The organism is Streptomyces sp. SolWspMP-5a-2 (assembly GCF_900091845.1).
Taxonomy (GTDB): Bacteria; Actinomycetota; Actinomycetes; order Streptomycetales; family Streptomycetaceae; genus Streptomyces; species Streptomyces doudnae.
This window is the reverse complement of the sequence record NZ_FMCI01000014.1, coordinates 1-14,478: the sequence shown is the minus strand read 5'-3', so window position 1 is coordinate 14,478 and position 14,478 is coordinate 1. Positions and strand designations below refer to the sequence as shown.

16 protein-coding genes and 1 pseudogene are annotated in these 14,478 nt (G+C 67.3%); 13 read left to right on the top strand and 4 right to left on the bottom strand.

All coding sequences use genetic code 11. The features are described 5' to 3' along the window. Window positions 1–366: 366 nt before the first annotated feature. The gene (locus GA0115242_RS40180; RefSeq protein WP_141721439.1) at window positions 367–561 is read right to left on the bottom strand and encodes a hypothetical protein; all 195 of its coding nucleotides are present in this window, start codon (window positions 559–561) and stop codon (window positions 367–369) included. Between the two features lie 38 nt (window positions 562–599). On the opposite strand from GA0115242_RS40180, the gene GA0115242_RS00735 reads away from it, so the two are divergent. Then, a complete protein-coding gene (locus GA0115242_RS00735; RefSeq protein ID WP_311638876.1) occupies window positions 600–1,283 on the top strand; it encodes an FAD-dependent oxidoreductase in 684 nt (227 codons plus the stop codon). 99 nt (window positions 1,284–1,382) lie between these two features. Here the strand turns inward: GA0115242_RS00735 and GA0115242_RS00730 are convergent, their stop codons facing one another. Beyond that, a complete protein-coding gene (locus GA0115242_RS00730) occupies window positions 1,383–2,255 on the bottom strand; it encodes an NAD(P)-dependent oxidoreductase (protein ID WP_107461306.1) in 873 nt (290 codons plus the stop codon). A gap of 84 nt (window positions 2,256–2,339) precedes the next feature. Between GA0115242_RS00730 and GA0115242_RS00725 the strand changes: the two genes are divergently transcribed. Next, window positions 2,340–2,951: a TetR/AcrR family transcriptional regulator gene (locus tag GA0115242_RS00725; RefSeq protein WP_093823359.1), complete on the top strand. Its 612-nt coding sequence runs from the start codon at window positions 2,340–2,342 to the stop codon at window positions 2,949–2,951. Between the two features lie 13 nt (window positions 2,952–2,964). Here GA0115242_RS00725 and GA0115242_RS00720 read toward each other — a convergent pair whose 3' ends face one another. Further along, on the bottom strand, window positions 2,965–3,228 hold the full coding sequence (locus GA0115242_RS00720; RefSeq protein ID WP_176729712.1) for a hypothetical protein: 264 nt from the start codon (window positions 3,226–3,228) through the stop codon (window positions 2,965–2,967). Here GA0115242_RS00720 and GA0115242_RS40495 point away from each other — a divergent pair. The 4 genes from GA0115242_RS40495 to GA0115242_RS00705 all read left to right on the top strand — a co-directional run bounded on the left by GA0115242_RS40495 (window position 3,227) and on the right by GA0115242_RS00705 (window position 6,388). Continuing rightward, window positions 3,227–3,412, top strand: a complete 186-nt coding sequence (locus tag GA0115242_RS40495) for a hypothetical protein (protein WP_176729711.1) — start codon at window positions 3,227–3,229, stop codon at window positions 3,410–3,412. The genes GA0115242_RS00720 and GA0115242_RS40495 overlap by 2 nt on opposite strands. 450 nt (window positions 3,413–3,862) lie before the next feature. Further along, window positions 3,863–4,129 carry a RidA family protein gene (locus tag GA0115242_RS40490; RefSeq protein WP_161352915.1) on the top strand — a complete coding sequence of 89 codons (267 nt, stop codon included), beginning with the start codon at window positions 3,863–3,865 and terminating at the stop codon, window positions 4,127–4,129. Beyond that, the gene (locus tag GA0115242_RS00710) at window positions 4,122–5,015 is read left to right on the top strand and encodes an amidohydrolase family protein (protein ID WP_093823355.1); all 894 of its coding nucleotides are present in this window, start codon (window positions 4,122–4,124) and stop codon (window positions 5,013–5,015) included. Before GA0115242_RS40490 ends, GA0115242_RS00710 begins: the two co-directional genes overlap by 8 nt. Then, window positions 5,012–6,388, top strand: a complete 1,377-nt coding sequence (locus GA0115242_RS00705; RefSeq protein WP_093823353.1) for an MFS transporter — start codon at window positions 5,012–5,014, stop codon at window positions 6,386–6,388. The genes GA0115242_RS00710 and GA0115242_RS00705 overlap by 4 nt, the downstream gene beginning before the upstream one ends. On the opposite strand, the gene GA0115242_RS00700 is transcribed toward GA0115242_RS00705, so the two are convergent. Beyond that, complete coding sequence (locus GA0115242_RS00700) at window positions 6,336–7,250, bottom strand: LysR substrate-binding domain-containing protein (protein WP_093823351.1); 915 nt, start codon at window positions 7,248–7,250, stop codon at window positions 6,336–6,338. The two genes, GA0115242_RS00705 and GA0115242_RS00700, sit on opposite strands and share 53 nt — an antisense overlap. A gap of 74 nt (window positions 7,251–7,324) precedes the next feature. On the opposite strand from GA0115242_RS00700, the gene dapA reads away from it, so the two are divergent. The 7 genes and pseudogenes from dapA to GA0115242_RS00665 all read left to right on the top strand — a co-directional run bounded on the left by dapA (window position 7,325) and on the right by GA0115242_RS00665 (window position 14,280). After that, on the top strand, window positions 7,325–8,233 hold the full coding sequence (gene dapA / locus GA0115242_RS00695) for a 4-hydroxy-tetrahydrodipicolinate synthase (protein ID WP_093823349.1): 909 nt from the start codon (window positions 7,325–7,327) through the stop codon (window positions 8,231–8,233). Continuing rightward, a complete protein-coding gene (locus GA0115242_RS00690) occupies window positions 8,230–8,946 on the top strand; it encodes an RraA family protein (protein WP_093823347.1) in 717 nt (238 codons plus the stop codon). The genes dapA and GA0115242_RS00690 overlap by 4 nt, the downstream gene beginning before the upstream one ends. Then, complete coding sequence (locus GA0115242_RS00685; RefSeq protein WP_256089324.1) at window positions 8,943–10,094, top strand: CaiB/BaiF CoA transferase family protein; 1,152 nt, start codon at window positions 8,943–8,945, stop codon at window positions 10,092–10,094. The genes GA0115242_RS00690 and GA0115242_RS00685 overlap by 4 nt, the downstream gene beginning before the upstream one ends. Beyond that, window positions 10,091–10,750 (top strand): flavin reductase family protein, encoded by a 660-nt coding sequence (locus GA0115242_RS00680; protein WP_202554792.1) that lies wholly within the window; start codon window positions 10,091–10,093, stop codon window positions 10,748–10,750. Before GA0115242_RS00685 ends, GA0115242_RS00680 begins: the two co-directional genes overlap by 4 nt. Next, window positions 10,747–11,922 carry an acyl-CoA dehydrogenase family protein gene (locus GA0115242_RS00675; protein ID WP_093823342.1) on the top strand — a complete coding sequence of 392 codons (1,176 nt, stop codon included), beginning with the start codon at window positions 10,747–10,749 and terminating at the stop codon, window positions 11,920–11,922. The genes GA0115242_RS00680 and GA0115242_RS00675 overlap by 4 nt, the downstream gene beginning before the upstream one ends. A 47-nt stretch (window positions 11,923–11,969) precedes the next feature. After that, window positions 11,970–13,394: an aldehyde dehydrogenase family protein gene (locus tag GA0115242_RS00670; RefSeq protein ID WP_256089322.1), complete on the top strand. Its 1,425-nt coding sequence runs from the start codon at window positions 11,970–11,972 to the stop codon at window positions 13,392–13,394. Beyond that, window positions 13,391–14,280 (top strand): annotated as a pseudogene (locus tag GA0115242_RS00665) (3-hydroxybutyryl-CoA dehydrogenase). The gene GA0115242_RS00670 and the pseudogene GA0115242_RS00665 overlap by 4 nt, the downstream one beginning before the upstream one ends. Window positions 14,281–14,478 lie beyond the last annotated feature (198 nt).

Sequence of the window (14,478 nt, the reverse complement as noted above, 5' to 3'; positions counted from 1 at the left end):
GTCTTATGGACGTACCTTCGACGGCTGGATCAGAGCGGGCGCTCGTGCAGCCGGCGTTCGTGAGGCCACGGTGTCTGCCGGAGTGGGGCGTCGGCGCATCGGCGCTGGGCGCCACGCTCCTTCCGGCCACCGTGGGCGCGGGCCGGACCCGCGCGGCCACCGAAGCCGCAGACGTCATCACCGTCGGCGTCGGTTACGCGGGAGCCACCGCGGCGTGGGGAGCTCGCGGAGGACGTCGCCGCCGAGCGGTTCATCCTCCCCGGCAGCCAGGGGTTCCTGACCCTCGACCCCTCGGACGCCCCTGACCACTCTCGACCAGCTCTGGGCCGAGTTCTACTTCGGTTCCCAGAACTACTTCCAGCGGCACTACGAACCGTTGTACCGCTCGGACCTGCTGAAGTCGGTCGACCCTCTGTCGCTGGCCGACCGCTTCGGCCAGCTCTCGCTATCGCCCACCGAGAAGCAGTGGCTCAACAGCGAGACCTCCGTGTACTCCGGCGGCAGCAGCAGCCTGGGCTCGCTCACCGGCATGGCCCAGTGGATCCAGCTCGCGGGCGGCACCTACGGCGCCTACACGGCCACCATAAGCCCTGCGTCCCGTGGGGGGGGGGCATGATTGCGGTGCTGAACAAGATGCTCGCCGAGGCGAAGGCCGATGTGCGGCTCAGCTCCCGGTCAAGAAGGTGACCCATTCGGGTGGGACCGTGACCGTCGAGACCACGGCGGGCAACATCTTCACCTCGCCGGCGGTGGTCGTGGCCACGCCCACCAGCACCTGGAAGAACATCACGTTCAGCCCGGGGCTCCCGACCGCTCACCAACAGGCCTCCTCCCAGGGCATCGGCACACCCCACGCCACCAACGTGTGGGTCCACGTCCAGGGAACAGTCCCGCCCTCGGTCGCCCAGGCAGGCGAGGGTTCGCCGATCCTGATGATGGTGCCGCAGGCGCAGACCTCGAAAGGCCGGCTGTACGTGGCCTTCACCGGCCCGTCGCTGAACGTGGGCAACGCGAGCGCCGTCCAGACGGCCGTGCAGCAGCTCCTCCCCGGCACCACCGTCCTGGAGTACCAGGCGATGGAATGGGCGAAGCAGCAGTACACGGGCGGCTGGGGGCTGCGCCGCCCCGGTCAGCTGCTTGGGCTCTTCCCCGCGATCGAGCAGCCGCACGGGCGGATCCTGTTCGCGGGCGGCGACATCGCCCAGGGCTGGCACGGTGCCTTCATCGAGGGTGCGATCGAATCGGGGTTCCGGGCCTCGCGCCAGGCCGCGCAGCTCGCCTGAGGGACCGTCGGGAACCCGTCCGCCCGGCGCCGCCGGACGGACGGGGCACCGGGCCCGGCCCACCGGGTGTGCGGTTCCGGTGGACCGGGCCCGGCCGACTCAGCCCGCCTGCTTCTTCAGGATCTCGATGAGGCTGGAGAAGCTGTTCTCGGCGAAGCCCTTGTCCATGCCCGCGTGGAAGATCGCGGAGACGGCGTCCAGCAGGGTGGTGTTCACGCCGGCGTCCGCGTGGGTGTGGGTGACGTGGTCGATGCTGGCCGCACCCATCGCGAGGCGATCGACGTCACCCGGGTAGGAGCCTCTGTCGACGTGCTGGGCGTAGAGGTCGAGGAAGTGCGGCATCATCGCGAACTGCATCTTGGCGTAGGGCAGCATGTCCTGCGCGGTGACACCGTTCGCCTGCCCCAGGGCCAGGGCCTGGTAGAAGCTGAGCATCGAGGTCCAGAAGATAGTCATCTGGGCCTGGTAGTACATCGCCGCGAGACCGGCGTCCTCACCGCGGTGGTCGACCTCGGTGAGGACCTTCAGCGCCTCTTCGTGGGCGTCGAAGACGTCCTTGGGGCCGCTGTAGTAGGTCGACGAGCCGGGCTTGCCGATGAGCGGCGGCGGGACCTGCACACCACCGGTCAGGTGCTTCGCCCCGTGCTTTGCAGCCCATGCCGCCGCCTCACGCGCCTTCTCGGGCGTGTCGGAGGTGAGGTTGGCGATGGCCTTCCCGGACAGGGAGCCCACGGCCGGTTCGAGGACCGCGTACACGGCGTCGTAGTCGGTGAGGCTGAGCACCACCAGCTCGTTGGCGGCCAGCGCCTCCTCGACCGTGGGCGCGAGCACGGCGCCGCGCGCGACCAGTGGCTCCGCCTTCGCGGCGGTCCGGTTCCATACGGTCACGCTGTAGCCGTTGTCCAGGTACGTGTTCACCATGGCCTGGCCCATCGGACCCAGGCCGATGAGGGTCAACGACTTCTTATTCACGCTTCTCCCCTTAGAACGAACGCTCTATCTAGGACTCAATATAGCAGTCTTTAGAACGATCGCTCTACCAAGTAGATTGTTGGCATGAAAACGCAGCCGCAGGGCGCCAGCGCATCCGCAGAGGGAGCGGTTCTCGGTACGCGCGAGCGCGTGGTGCGGGCCGCGTCGAGGCTCTTCCAGCGCCGGGGGTACGAGGGCACGGGGATCAAGCTGATCGCCCAGGAGGCGGAGGCGACCCTCGGGTCCGTCTACCACTTCTTCCCCGGCGGCAAGGAGGAGCTGGCCGTCGCCGCGATCCAGCACGCCGACCGGGAGTTCGCGGAGATGCTGAACGCGGGACTGGCCCGCTCCGACGACCCCGCGGTCGCGGTGGAGGAGTGCGCCCGTGCCCTCGCCTCCGCGCTGCGCGAGTCGGACTGGGCCGACGGCTGCCCGGTGACGGCGACGGCCCTGGAGACCCTCGGCCGCACCCCTTCCATCCAGCAGGCGTGTCTGGAGGCGCTGAGGAACTGGCAGGACGTCCTGGCCGCCAAGTTCCTTGCCAGCGGCTTCGACGGCCAGGAGGCCCGGGAACTGGCCTGCACCGTGCTGTCCGCCCTGGAGGGCGCCGAGGTCACCTCGCAGGTCTTCCGCAGCGAGGAGCCCCTGCTCACGACCGGCCGTCGCATGGCCCAGCTCATCGACTCCCGGACGTAGGCTCCGGGGAAGGTCAGCCGACGGGCGGGAAGTGCCCCTCCTCGACGAAGAAGTCCATGTGCGTCGCGAAGAGTTCCTCCGTCAGGGGCGGGCAGTCGATGCCCGTGCCGGCCAGCGCCGCCTCCGTCTCGGCGGTGTCCAGCTGCGGGTAGAAGGCGTCCGTGTCCGAGGTCATCAGCTCGAAGGCGTGCAGGAGGGGCAGCAGCGCGTTGGTGCGGTCGGCCCGCACGGCGGCGCTCCACTCGTCACGGTCCGTCTCCCGGAAGGGGTAACCCATGCGTCGCAGCCAGGCGACGCAGTCGGCGAGCCGGACCCCGGACTCCGTCTCCGGCCGGGAGTTCCGGCTGGTGCTCCCCATGCGCTTCCGCCGCGTCCACCTGGTGAGTGACACCGGGGAGATCATCGAGAACTGCTCCTACGGCGTGGTCCGATACGCCCCTCGGCGGACCGACCGGCGATGAGCTGGTCGCGCACTGGGCCCACATGACGAGCCTGCCCGGCACGGACGCGGAGCGCGTCTTCGGAGACGGTGTACGACCGGCGAGCGCTGTAGCCGTTCAGGAAGTCGACGTCCTGGGCGCAGCCGCCCCATTGACCGTCAACAGCCGCCGCCTCAGGTCCTGCACAGCAGATTCTCACCCGCACCCTCTCGCGAGAATCACAGACTGATGCTTGCCGCGCATGAATGCAGGGTGAAGTTCACTTTGTTACAGGTGCGTGTCTGCCTAGGTTCGAAGAACGCAAACCGCCCCTTGGACGAAGGAGTCCGTGTGTCTAGGCGAAGCGTTCACCTGGAGGGTTTCTCTCACGAGAATCCCGTCCCGGCAGCGTGCCGCATCGGTGGTCTACTGGTCACCGGTGCCATTCATGGAGGAGGGCGGGGCTCGCAGGCCGAGGACTTCCCGCCTTCCATGACCGAACAGACCCGAGTGATGTTCGGCCGAGTCGCAGCCCTGCTGGAAGCTGAAGGGGGCTCGCTGGACGACGTGGCCAAATTCTCGATCCGGATCGCCGACGCGTCCGGACGACAAGAGCTGAACGAACAGTGGAGCGCGCTTTTCCCCGACCCCGCCTCCCGGCCGGCACGGCAGGTCACTGTAGGCACCACCAAGGCTCACATCCTGGTGCAGTGCGAGGTTCTCGCAGTGCTGACGGCGGACGGAGAACACCATGGCTGAGTACGCTCCGTTCGTCCCTGACACACAGGAGCCGCAGCAGCCGACCCCGGCTCTGTCTTGCGACAGCCAGACCCACATCTTCGGCCCCGCAGACCGCTTCCCGACGAAACCCGATGCTGCGTACGTCGTGTACGACGCGACGGTCGAGGCGATGCTCGCGATGCACAAGAAGCTCGGCATCGAGCGGGGCGTCATCGTGCAGTCCACCGCTTACGGGACCGACCATGGAGCCCTGCTGGAGGCCCTGCGTATCGCGGGCCCCGGATACCAGGGCTGCGGAGTGGTGAACGACAGCGTCGATGACGACGAGCTCGCGCGCATGCACGAGGCAGGTGTACGCGGAGCACGCTTCAACTTTCACCCGAAGCTGAAGAACGCGCTGCCCACCGCGGACGAGGTCCGCAGAACCGCGCAGCGTGTCGTTCCCCTCGGCTGGCACCTCAAGCTGCACATGAACGGTATCGACCCCCGTCAGGTGACGCCTCTGCTGGAGGATCTGGACACGGACGTCGTCATCGATCACATGGGGCCCCTGCAGTACGGTCTCGGAGCCGGCGACCCGCACTTCCATCACGTGCAGGATCTGCTTCGGCGCGGCAACTGGTGGGTCATGCTCTCCAACGGTGACCGCCGGTCCGTGGCCGGCAGGCCGTGGGACGACGCGACGGCGTATGCGCGGCAGTACATCGACGTAGCTCCCGAGCGGGTGCTCTGGGCCACCGACTGGCCTCATCCACTTCATGCCGGGCCTGTGCCGAACGACGGTGAGCTGATGGATCTGCTGGCCCGGTACGCTCCGGACCCGGCGACCCGTGAGCAGATCCTTGTCACCAACCCGCAGAAGCTGTTCCGCTTCGAGGATGGCGCCGAGGGTGAGGCCGTATGAGCGCCGACGGCGCCCGGCCAGGAGGCGTCAGAAAGGACCGGCTGACGGCGAAGGACCGAAAAGCGCTGGGCGTAGCGGTCATCGGATGGTCGGTGGACATGTACGACCTGCTGGTCATCCTGCACGTCGCCTCGTACGTCTCCGCCGCGTTCTTTCCCTCGGAGAACCCGGTACTCGGTCTGACTGCCACATTCGCCGCTTTCGCTGTGAGCCTTGTGGTCCGGCCGATCGGAGCTCTCGTCTTCGGCTCGATCGCTGACCGCACCGGCCGCCGGCGGGCCATGAGGGTCTCGGTCCTCGGGGCTGGAGTCCTCACCGCCGCGATGGGCTTCCTGCCCGGTATCGCAACGATCGGCGTGGCCGCTCCGGTGCTGCTGCTGTTGCTGCGTGTGGCTCAGGGGCTTTTCGTCGGAGGCATCACTGCCTCCACACACACCATCGCCACGGAGTCGCTGCCAGAGCGCTGGCGCGGGATGGCTGCCGGCCTCGTCAAAGGTGGCGGCGCCAGTCTCGCGGTCGTGGTGATCAACCTCCTGGTGATCATCCTGAGCGCGGTGACAGGTCAGGCGGCATTCGCCGACTGGGGGTGGCGGGGCCTGTTCGTCTTCGCGCTGGCCGGCTCACTGCTCAACTTCGCACTTCTGCGCGGGACAGAGGAGTCTCCTGCCTGGGTCGCCAAGCATTCTCAGGCTGATTCCGTGCGGGAGCAGCCTGCGAAAAGTCCCGTGCGGGTGCTGTTCTCGCAGCAATGGCGTGCCCTGGTCTTCCTGACCGCGGCCATCGTGTTCACTGCCTCCGCTCCCTACTATCTGACGACCGGCATCCTCCCGACTGTCTACAAACAGGTCCTGGGACTGTCCCAGGACGCGGCCAGCACCTTTTTGATCATCAACGTGACGCTCTCCGCGGCGGTGGCCGCGTACTGCGGGCACCTCAGCCAGCGCGTGGGGCGTCGTCGTGTCTTCCTGATGTCCGGCATCGCCTGTCTGGTCCTGCTACCCGCTCTGTACGTGGTGATGATGGACCGTCCCGCCGAATGGCTGCTGCTGGTGTGCGGGGCCCTGATGGTGATGGCGTCGGGAGCGATCAGCGCGCCTCTCATCATCTTCATCAACGAACTGTTCCCCACCGACATCCGGTCGACCGCGACGGCCTTCGCCTGGAGCGTCGGCTACGGCCTGAGTGGGCTACTGCCGACCTTGGTCACCGCTCTCAGCGGCGACCTGGACCGGATCATCCCCGTACTCGCTGTCAGCGCGGCAATCACCTCGGCCGGGTTCCTCCTCCTCATTTCCCGTACCGAAGAGACACGCGGCGCACTCAGCGAGGCGAGGCCGACGACAGCCAGCGTCGATGGGCCTCTCGCTGGATGACATCGGCAAGCAGGCAAATGGCCGCAGGAGCGTCAGCACGATGGACCAGCCGAACCGGCAACACTGCGAAATCATCCCCTACCGGCACGAAGGCGATGCCCGGTGGGCGGCTGAGCCGAGCGGACTGGGCAAGCAGAGCCACGGAACCCGTCTGGCGCTGCACCGCCATCAGGCGGCTGCCAGGAACGGTGTTGCGTACGGTCTGCGGCCGGAAGCCCGCCTTCTCGAACACGCCGTCGACCGTGGCCTGGTAGCCAGGTGCCAGCGAGGAAGGTGTGGTCACGAATCTCTCCCCGCGCAGCTCTGCCAGGTGGACGACATCCTGTCGCGCGAGGTGATGGGTCTCGGGCATCGCGACGACGAGGCCCTCGCGCCGCAGCAACAACGACACCAGCTCCTCGTCCACCGAATCGCACCGTACGAGTCCGACGTCGCTGCGTCGCAGGCGCACACTCTCCAGAACGTCTTTCTCCCAGGCCTCGACGGCCTGCAAGGTCAGATGAGGCAGGGACTGCTCAAGATGTTCCAGCAGTACCGGCAGGGTCTCGTACCCCACACTGAGGGTGTAGGCGATGTTCACTGTGCCCCGCTCGCCCACCGCAGTCTCCCGCGCCCGCCCCACAGCCTCGTCGAAGAGCCGCAGCATACGGGCCGTGTCTGCGGCGAATTCGGCTCCGGCAGGCGAAAGCCGCACATTGCGGGTGTCCCGCACCAGCAACTGGACACCCATCCGCCGTTCGAGGCGTTTGATCCGCTGGCTCAGCGCCGGCTGCTCGATATGCAGCCGCTCGGCCGCCTTGGCGAAGTGCAACTCATCAGCCAGAACGACGAACGAACGCAGCACAGCCAGGTCGATGTCCACGCAGCGACCGTATCAACAGCAGTATCGCGCTCAGTTCGCAGAGCGCGCGCAAAGATTACCGAAGGAGAAGCAGCATGTCCGATGTCCGCTCCCGTCTTCGAGGATCGATCGTTCCTCTGGTGACGCCGTTTCACCCCGACGGCGAGATCGACACACAGTCGCTGGGTGAGCTGATTGAGCATCATGTCACCCAGGGAAGTCACGGGATATCCGTCACCGGGACGACCGGGGAGCCGGGGGCGCTGACCCTTTCGGAACGGCTGCACGTGCTCTCCTCGGCAGCCGAGGCTCTGCGCGGGCGCCTTCCCTTCGTACCGGGTACCGGAACTCACCAACTGCCCGAAACCATCACGATCACCCGGCACGCCGCCGAACTGGGCGCGGACGCGGCCCTGGTGATTGTGCCGTACTACGCCCGCCCGACGCAGGAGGGACTCTACGCCTGGTACAGCAGCCTGGCCGAAGCCGTGGACATCCCCATTCTGATGTACAACATTCCTTCCCGGACCGGCGTGGAACTCGCGCCCGAGACCGTGGGCCGCCTCTTTCGTGACGTGCCGAACATCATCGGCATGAAGGAGGCCAGCCCCGACTTCGCACACGCCAACTTCGTCCTACGGGAGACCGGGCCGGAGTTCCTGCTCTTCTCCGGGCTTGAAGCACTGTGTTTCCCTCTCCTCGCGATCGGAGGCGCCGGCTTCATCAGCGTCACCGCGAATCTGGTGCCGCGGGAGATCGCCCGGATGTACGAAGCCGTCCGCGAAGGTGCCTGGGACGAGGCGCGTGATCTCCACTTCAGGCTGCTGGACCTCAACGACGTCGTCCTGACCGAGACCAACCCGACAGCTGTCAAGTGGCTGATGTGGCAACAGGGAGCTATCGGTCCGACGCTGCGCGCGCCTCTGGCCCCCCTCTCTCGAGCGGGCCAAGCCCGTGTCCGCAAGGCCGCGGAGTCCTGGAACCTGTTGGAGGAGACCCGATGAGTGACTTCACCCCCCTTCCGGACCGCATTGTCGAACAGCTGGCCGCGGCGAGCACGGCGACCATCGCCAGCCAGCTGCTCTCCCGCGGACTTCGCGACCAGTTCGTCACCGGAGTAACACCTGTGGCGTCCGGCCAACGAATGGTAGGCGCGGCGTGGACGGCCCGCACCATCCCCTCGCGTGAGGATCTCGATGGTCTGTGGCCCGGGGCCCGCCCGGCATCGGGTCTCTCCCTGTTCGATGTGATCGAATCGACCCCTGCGGGCGCTGTGCTGGTCATCGACGGCCGAGGCGAGCACCGCACGGCGACCGGGGGCGACATTCTCGTCGAACGACTGCTGGTGCGCGGAGCGCGGGGTCTCGTCACGGACGCGGGAGTCCGGGACCGTGCGGCGGTATCAGCCGTAGGGCTGCCTTGCTACTCGGCCGGTGCGACGGCGAACGTCAGCCGTGCCTACCTGCGCGTTGCCGAGCAGGACGTACCCATCGGCTGTGGTTCGGTGGCCGTCTTCCCGTCAGATGCCCTGGTGGGCGACGACGACGGCGTGATCGTCATTCCCCGCGCCCTGGTGGAGGAGGTGGCCGCGGCGGCCTTCGAACAGGAACGACTGGAGGAATACATCGGCGCGAAGATCCGTGCCGGCGCTCCGCTGCGGGGGCACTATCCCCCGTCGGCGGAACTGCGCGCCGAGTACGAGGCGAACCGACCGTGAGCACGGGCCCTCTGGAGGGACTGCTGGTGGCCGACTTCAGCCGCGTCCTGGCCGCTCCATACCTCACTATGCTGCTGGGCGACCTGGGCGCCGACATCGTCAAGGTGGAGCGTCCTGGCACCGGAGACGACACCCGAGGCTGGGGGCCGCCGCACCACCGTGGGGATGCCACCTACAACCTGTCGGTGAACCGCAACAAGCGGTCCGTCGTCCTCGATCTGGCCGAACGGGAGGGCCGCTCCGCGGCGCGGCGGCTCGCGACCCGGGCCGATGTACTCATCGAGAACTTCCGCCCCGGCACCATGGCGCGCCTGGGCCTGGACGAGAAGAGCTTGCGCACCCGGAACCCAGGGCTCATCTATTGCTCACTGTCCGGTTTCGGCACCGGTCCGGGAGCCGCGTTGCCCGGTTACGACCTGCTGGTCCAGGCCGTCGGCGGGCTGATGAGCGTGACGGGGCTGGCCCCCGGGCAGCCGACGAAGACCGGTGTGGCACTGGTCGATGTGCTGTGCGGTCTGCACGCCGGCATCGGTGTCCTGGCCGCGCTGCGGCACCGCGACCGGACCGGGCAGGGGCAACTGGTTGAGGTCGACCTGCTGTCGACGCTTCTGTCGAGCATGGTCAACCAGTCCGCCGCGCACACCCTTACCGGGACTGTCCCAGGCATCATGGGCAACCGGCACCCGTCCATCGCTCCGTACGAGGTCTTTCCGGCTGCGGACCGGCCGATGGTCCTCGCGGTCGGCACCGACCGGCAGTTCCGCTCCCTGGTGTCGGTGCTGGGCGTGCCCGGTCTCGCGGACGACGCACGGTTCGCCACCAACACGGCCCGTGTGGCCCACGCTGACGAACTCGCTTCCCTGCTGAGCACCAGCTTGTCGGCTCGCACCGCCGAAGAATGGTACGACCTGCTGACACCGCACGGTGTGCCCTGCGGACCTGTCAACGACCTGGCAGACGCATTCCGGCTGGCCGAACGGCTTGAGCTCTCCCCGCAGGTGCGAGTGGACGGGCGTGACCTGGTGGCTAATCCCATACGTCTTGAGGCGACACCGCCCACCTACCGCAAAGCGCCACCGGCTCTCGGAGAGCACACCGAAGAAGTCCTGCACTGGCTTGCCACGGAGCCCAAGGAGGGGTATCGGTGACCACGCGTACTATCCAGCCCGACAGCATGACGCCGGAGGAGACCTACCGGCTGCTGAGCGGAGTGGTGGTTCCTCGGCCCATCGCCTGGGTGGCCAGCCGCTCGGGCGACGGCGTGATGAATCTGGCTCCCTTCAGCTGCTTCACCTTCGTGTCCAACGCCCCGCCCATGATCGGCATCAACGTCGGGCGCAAGGGAGCCGCGCTCAAGGACACTGGTAACAACATCCACGAGACCGGTGAGTTCGTCGTCCACATCGCTGACGAAACCTTGATCGAGCCCGTGCACCACAGCGCGGCTGAACACCCGCCTCATGTCGACGAAGCCGGGCTGCTCCAGCTGGACACGATCCCCTCCCTGCACGTCCGGGTGCCTCGGCTGATCGCACCGCCGATCGCCCTGGAGTGCGAGCTGCACGCGGCAACCGCCTACGGGGAGACGGGGAGCGAATTCATCGTCGGGATAGTGCGCGCATTCCACGTGCGGGAAGACCTCCTGACCGACGGCAAGATCGACACCGCGCTTCTCGCCCCGATCGCCCGTCTCGGCGGACCCCTCTATGCCGGACTGGGCCCCATCACCCGCATGACGCCGGTCGGGCAGACCCCCAAAGCCACACTCCCCAGTTCCGCTGACATCGGTAAGGCGACCTCATGAACGCTCCCCTCACCAACCCGCTCGACCTTCTCGATCTGGGATCAACTCTCTCCGAGACGGAACGCGACATCCAGAGGACTGTCGCCGCCTTCCTCACGGATCGCGTACGTCCGAGCGTCCCGAAGTGGTTCGACGACGGTGCTTTCCCCCGCGAAATCGTTCCCGAACTCGGCAAGCTGGGCCTGCTCGGCATGCATCTCGAGGGTTACGGCTGTGCCGGGACCAGCGCCGTCGAGTACGGCCTGGCCTGCATGGAACTGGAGGCCGTGGACAGCGGCCTGCGGAGTTTCGTCTCCGTACAGGGATCGCTCTCCATGTTCTCCATCCACCGCTTCGGATCCGAGGAGCAGAAACAGCACTGGCTGCCGCAGCTCGCAGCCGGCGAAGCGATCGGCTGCTTCGGACTCACCGAGCCCGACCACGGGAGCGACCCCGCCCACATGCGCACCCGTGCGGTGCGCGACGGCGGCGACTGGGTACTCGACGGCACCAAGATGTGGATCACCAACGGCTCCATCGCGGACGTGGCAACCATATGGGCCCGGACAGAGGAAGGCATCCGGGGGTTCCTGGTACCGCGCGGAACCCCCGGATTCTCCACCCGGGACATCAAGAACAAGCTGTCCCTGCGGGCCTCGGTCACCTCCGAGCTCGTACTTGACGGCGTACGCCTGCCCGACTCCGCCCGCCTCCCTCTCGCCGACGGGCTGCGTGCGCCACTGACCTGTCTCAACGAGGCCCGCTTCGGGATCCTGTTCGGCGCTGTAGGCGCGGCCAGGGACTGTCTGCGGACCGCGATCGAATACGCCACCACCCGTGTGCAGTTCGACCGCCCGATCGGCGCGTTCCAGCTCACCCAGCAGAAGCTGACGGACCGGGCCCTGTCGGTGAACACCAGCGCTCTGCTCGCCCTGCACCTGGGCCGGCTCAAGGACGCCGGAGTCTTGCGACCGGAGCAGGTCAGCGTGGGCAAGCTGAACAACGTCCGCGAAGCGATCACCACCGCGCGGGAGTGCCGCACGATCCTCGGCGGCAGCGGGATCACCACCGAGTACTCACCGCTGCGCCACGCGGTCAATCTGGAGTCCGTCCTCACCTACGAGGGAACGTCCGAGATCCACCTGCTCACCGTCGGCAAGGCGCTGACCGGACTGTCCGCCTTCGCCGGCTGAGCACCGTTCTTCGACGTCATCCAGCAGCACGATCCAGGGACTCCACCGTGATCATCAGCTACTCGCCGCAGTGCCCGGAGCAACAAGTCGCCACCGCTTCCCAGGCGTCAGCGCACGATGTCGCCGAAGCGGCAGACCATGCTCGCCGGGCCCAGCGAAGCTGGGCAGGAACACCAGCGGAGCAGAGGGCCTCCGTGCTGTCATCGGTGGCCGACGCCGTGGCCACCGCGTCGGCCGAACTCACCGATCTTGTTGTCACCGAGGTCGGCAAACCTTGCGCCGAGGCGGCGGGCGAGGTGCAGCGCACCATCGCGCTGCTGCGGTACTACGCTCAGCAGGCGCTGGACCCGGTCGGCTCCGTTCACGAGCCGACCGGGCCGGGTCTGCTCTACACCCGGCGACGCCCTCTCGGCCTGGCCGGGCTGATCACCCCGTGGAACTTCCCTCTGGCCATCCCGGTATGGAAGCTGGCCCCCGCTCTCGCCTTCGGCAACGCCGCCCTCCTCAAACCCGCCCCACAGGCCATCGGCTGCGCAATGAGGATGTCGGAGCTGTTCGCCGCCCGACTTCCCGACCCCGCACTCCTCCAGCTGCTGCCCGGTGGCGCCGCGACCGGCAGTGCCGTGGTGGAGCACGCCGACGCCGTGTCCTTCACAGGATCGGACGCAGTCGGGAGGACGGTCGTGCGAAACGCCGCCACCGCAGGCCGCAGGGTCCAAGCGGAGATGGGAGGACAGAACCCCGCAATCGTGCTGCCCGACACCGACCCGATCTCTGTGGCGAGCATGATCACCGGTGCGGCCTTGACTTTCGCAGGACAGAAATGCACAGCTACCCGCAGAGTCATCGCCGTCGGCGACCCACGCGAACTGCGGGACGCCTTGATCGCCGCAGTAACCGAACTGCCGTGGGGCGACCCCGCCGACCCCGCGACCGTCGCCGGCCCAGTCATCGATGCACGTGCGTGCGACATCATGAGCCGAGCGATCGACGAGGCCCGGCACGCCGGAGGACGGATACTCGTCGGCGGCCACCGCGCCGAAAGCGATGGTCACTTCTTCTCGCCCACCCTGGTGGACGGCCTGCCACCCGAGCATCCCCTGACCCGCCGGGAAGTGTTCGGTCCCCTTCTGCTCCTGCAGCACGCCGCGTCGCTCGATGAGGCCATGACGCTCGCCAACCAGACACCTTTCGGCCTGGCCGCTTCGATCCACACCAACGACCTTTCGGCGGCGCTGGAAGCAGCCGACCACCTGGAAGCGGGACAGATCCGCGTCAACGCCCCCACCACCGGGGCGGCCGTGCACACCCCGTTCGGCGGGATGAAGGGATCCAGCTACGGAGAGCGGGAACAAGGCAAGGCCGCACAGCACTTCTACACCTCCGTACACACCGTCGCAGTCCGCGGGCTACGAGCGCCCGGCACGGCGCAGCAACGAATGCTGTCTTCAGAACGGGACCACGACACATGACGAGTTCCGACACGCAACCCCTGCGGATCGGTGTCGTAGGAGCCGGCCAAATGGGGACCGGAATCGCCGAGGTGTGCGCCGAGCCGGGCTGAGCACCCGCCTGGTGGATACAGCTCCGCACGCTCTGTCTTCGGGCAGGAACCGACTCGAAGCCTCCCTCCGACGTTCAGTCGACCGCGGACGAACCACCACAGCCGAATACGACGCCGCCCTGGCCAACCTCAGCTGGACAGACGACCTGCAGGCCCTGGCCGATCGCGACATCGTGATCGAGGCAGTCATCGAGGATCGGCAGATCAAGACAGCCCTTTTCCGCAACCTCGACGAGATCCTTCACCCCAGGGCCATCCTGGCCTCCAACACCTCCTCCATACCCCTCACCAGCCTTGCCGTCGCCACCTCCCGGCCCAAGAAGGTGATCGGCATCCACTTCTTCAACCCTGCTCCCGCCCGACAACTGGTCGAAATCATACCTGCGTTGACGACCTCGGCCACGACGCTGGAACAGGTCCTCCACCTCGTCGAACACAACCTGCGCAAACATCCTGTCCGGGCACCGGACCACGCAGGCTTCATAGTCAACGCGCTCCTCGTTCCCTTCCTCCTCAGCGCGATCCGCATGGTGCAGAACAAGGTCGCCACGAAAGAGGACATCGACGCAGGCATGGTCCACGGCTGCGCACACCCCATGGGGCCACTCGCGCTGTGCGACCTGATCGGCTTGGACACCGTTCTGGCGATCGCGGAATCGCTCCAAGAGGAGTACCGCGAACCCCTCTACGCACCCCCGCCCCTGCTGCGGCGTATGACTGCCGCCGGCGAAACGGGGCGCAAAGCAGGAATCGGCTTCTACTCCTATCCGGCCCGACATACCCCGGACGCATGACCGCTATGACGATATTCGTCGGGCGTATCAAGAATCGGGTGCCCAGGTCTACCGCGTGCGCGACGCCTTGGCCAAGTGGAGGGCGGGCCCTTTCGATCGCCGAACCCGTCTTCGATGGCGACATCCAGCTCTCGGGAGAGAGGGGGCCATGGATGTCGGCGACATCATGGGCCACGGCATCACCGAAGCTGCCACTAA

What these genes read in the sequence shown, in the direction of transcription:
- GA0115242_RS40495 (WP_176729711.1), top strand. Translation starts at nt 3,227, where the DNA reads ATGCGTCGCAGCCAGGCGACGCAGTCGGCGAGCCGGACCCCGGACTCC.
- dapA (WP_093823349.1), top strand. Translation starts at nt 7,325, where the DNA reads ATGTCCGATGTCCGCTCCCGTCTTCGAGGATCGATCGTTCCTCTGGTG.
- GA0115242_RS00675 (WP_093823342.1), top strand. Translation starts at nt 10,747, where the DNA reads ATGAACGCTCCCCTCACCAACCCGCTCGACCTTCTCGATCTGGGATCA.
- GA0115242_RS00690 (WP_093823347.1), top strand. Translation starts at nt 8,230, where the DNA reads ATGAGTGACTTCACCCCCCTTCCGGACCGCATTGTCGAACAGCTGGCC.
- GA0115242_RS00725 (WP_093823359.1), top strand. Translation starts at nt 2,340, where the DNA reads ATGAAAACGCAGCCGCAGGGCGCCAGCGCATCCGCAGAGGGAGCGGTT.
- GA0115242_RS00720 (WP_176729712.1), bottom strand. Translation starts at nt 3,228, where the DNA reads ATGGGTTACCCCTTCCGGGAGACGGACCGTGACGAGTGGAGCGCCGCC.
- GA0115242_RS40490 (WP_161352915.1), top strand. Translation starts at nt 3,863, where the DNA reads ATGACCGAACAGACCCGAGTGATGTTCGGCCGAGTCGCAGCCCTGCTG.
- GA0115242_RS00705 (WP_093823353.1), top strand. Translation starts at nt 5,012, where the DNA reads ATGAGCGCCGACGGCGCCCGGCCAGGAGGCGTCAGAAAGGACCGGCTG.
- GA0115242_RS00710 (WP_093823355.1), top strand. Translation starts at nt 4,122, where the DNA reads ATGGCTGAGTACGCTCCGTTCGTCCCTGACACACAGGAGCCGCAGCAG.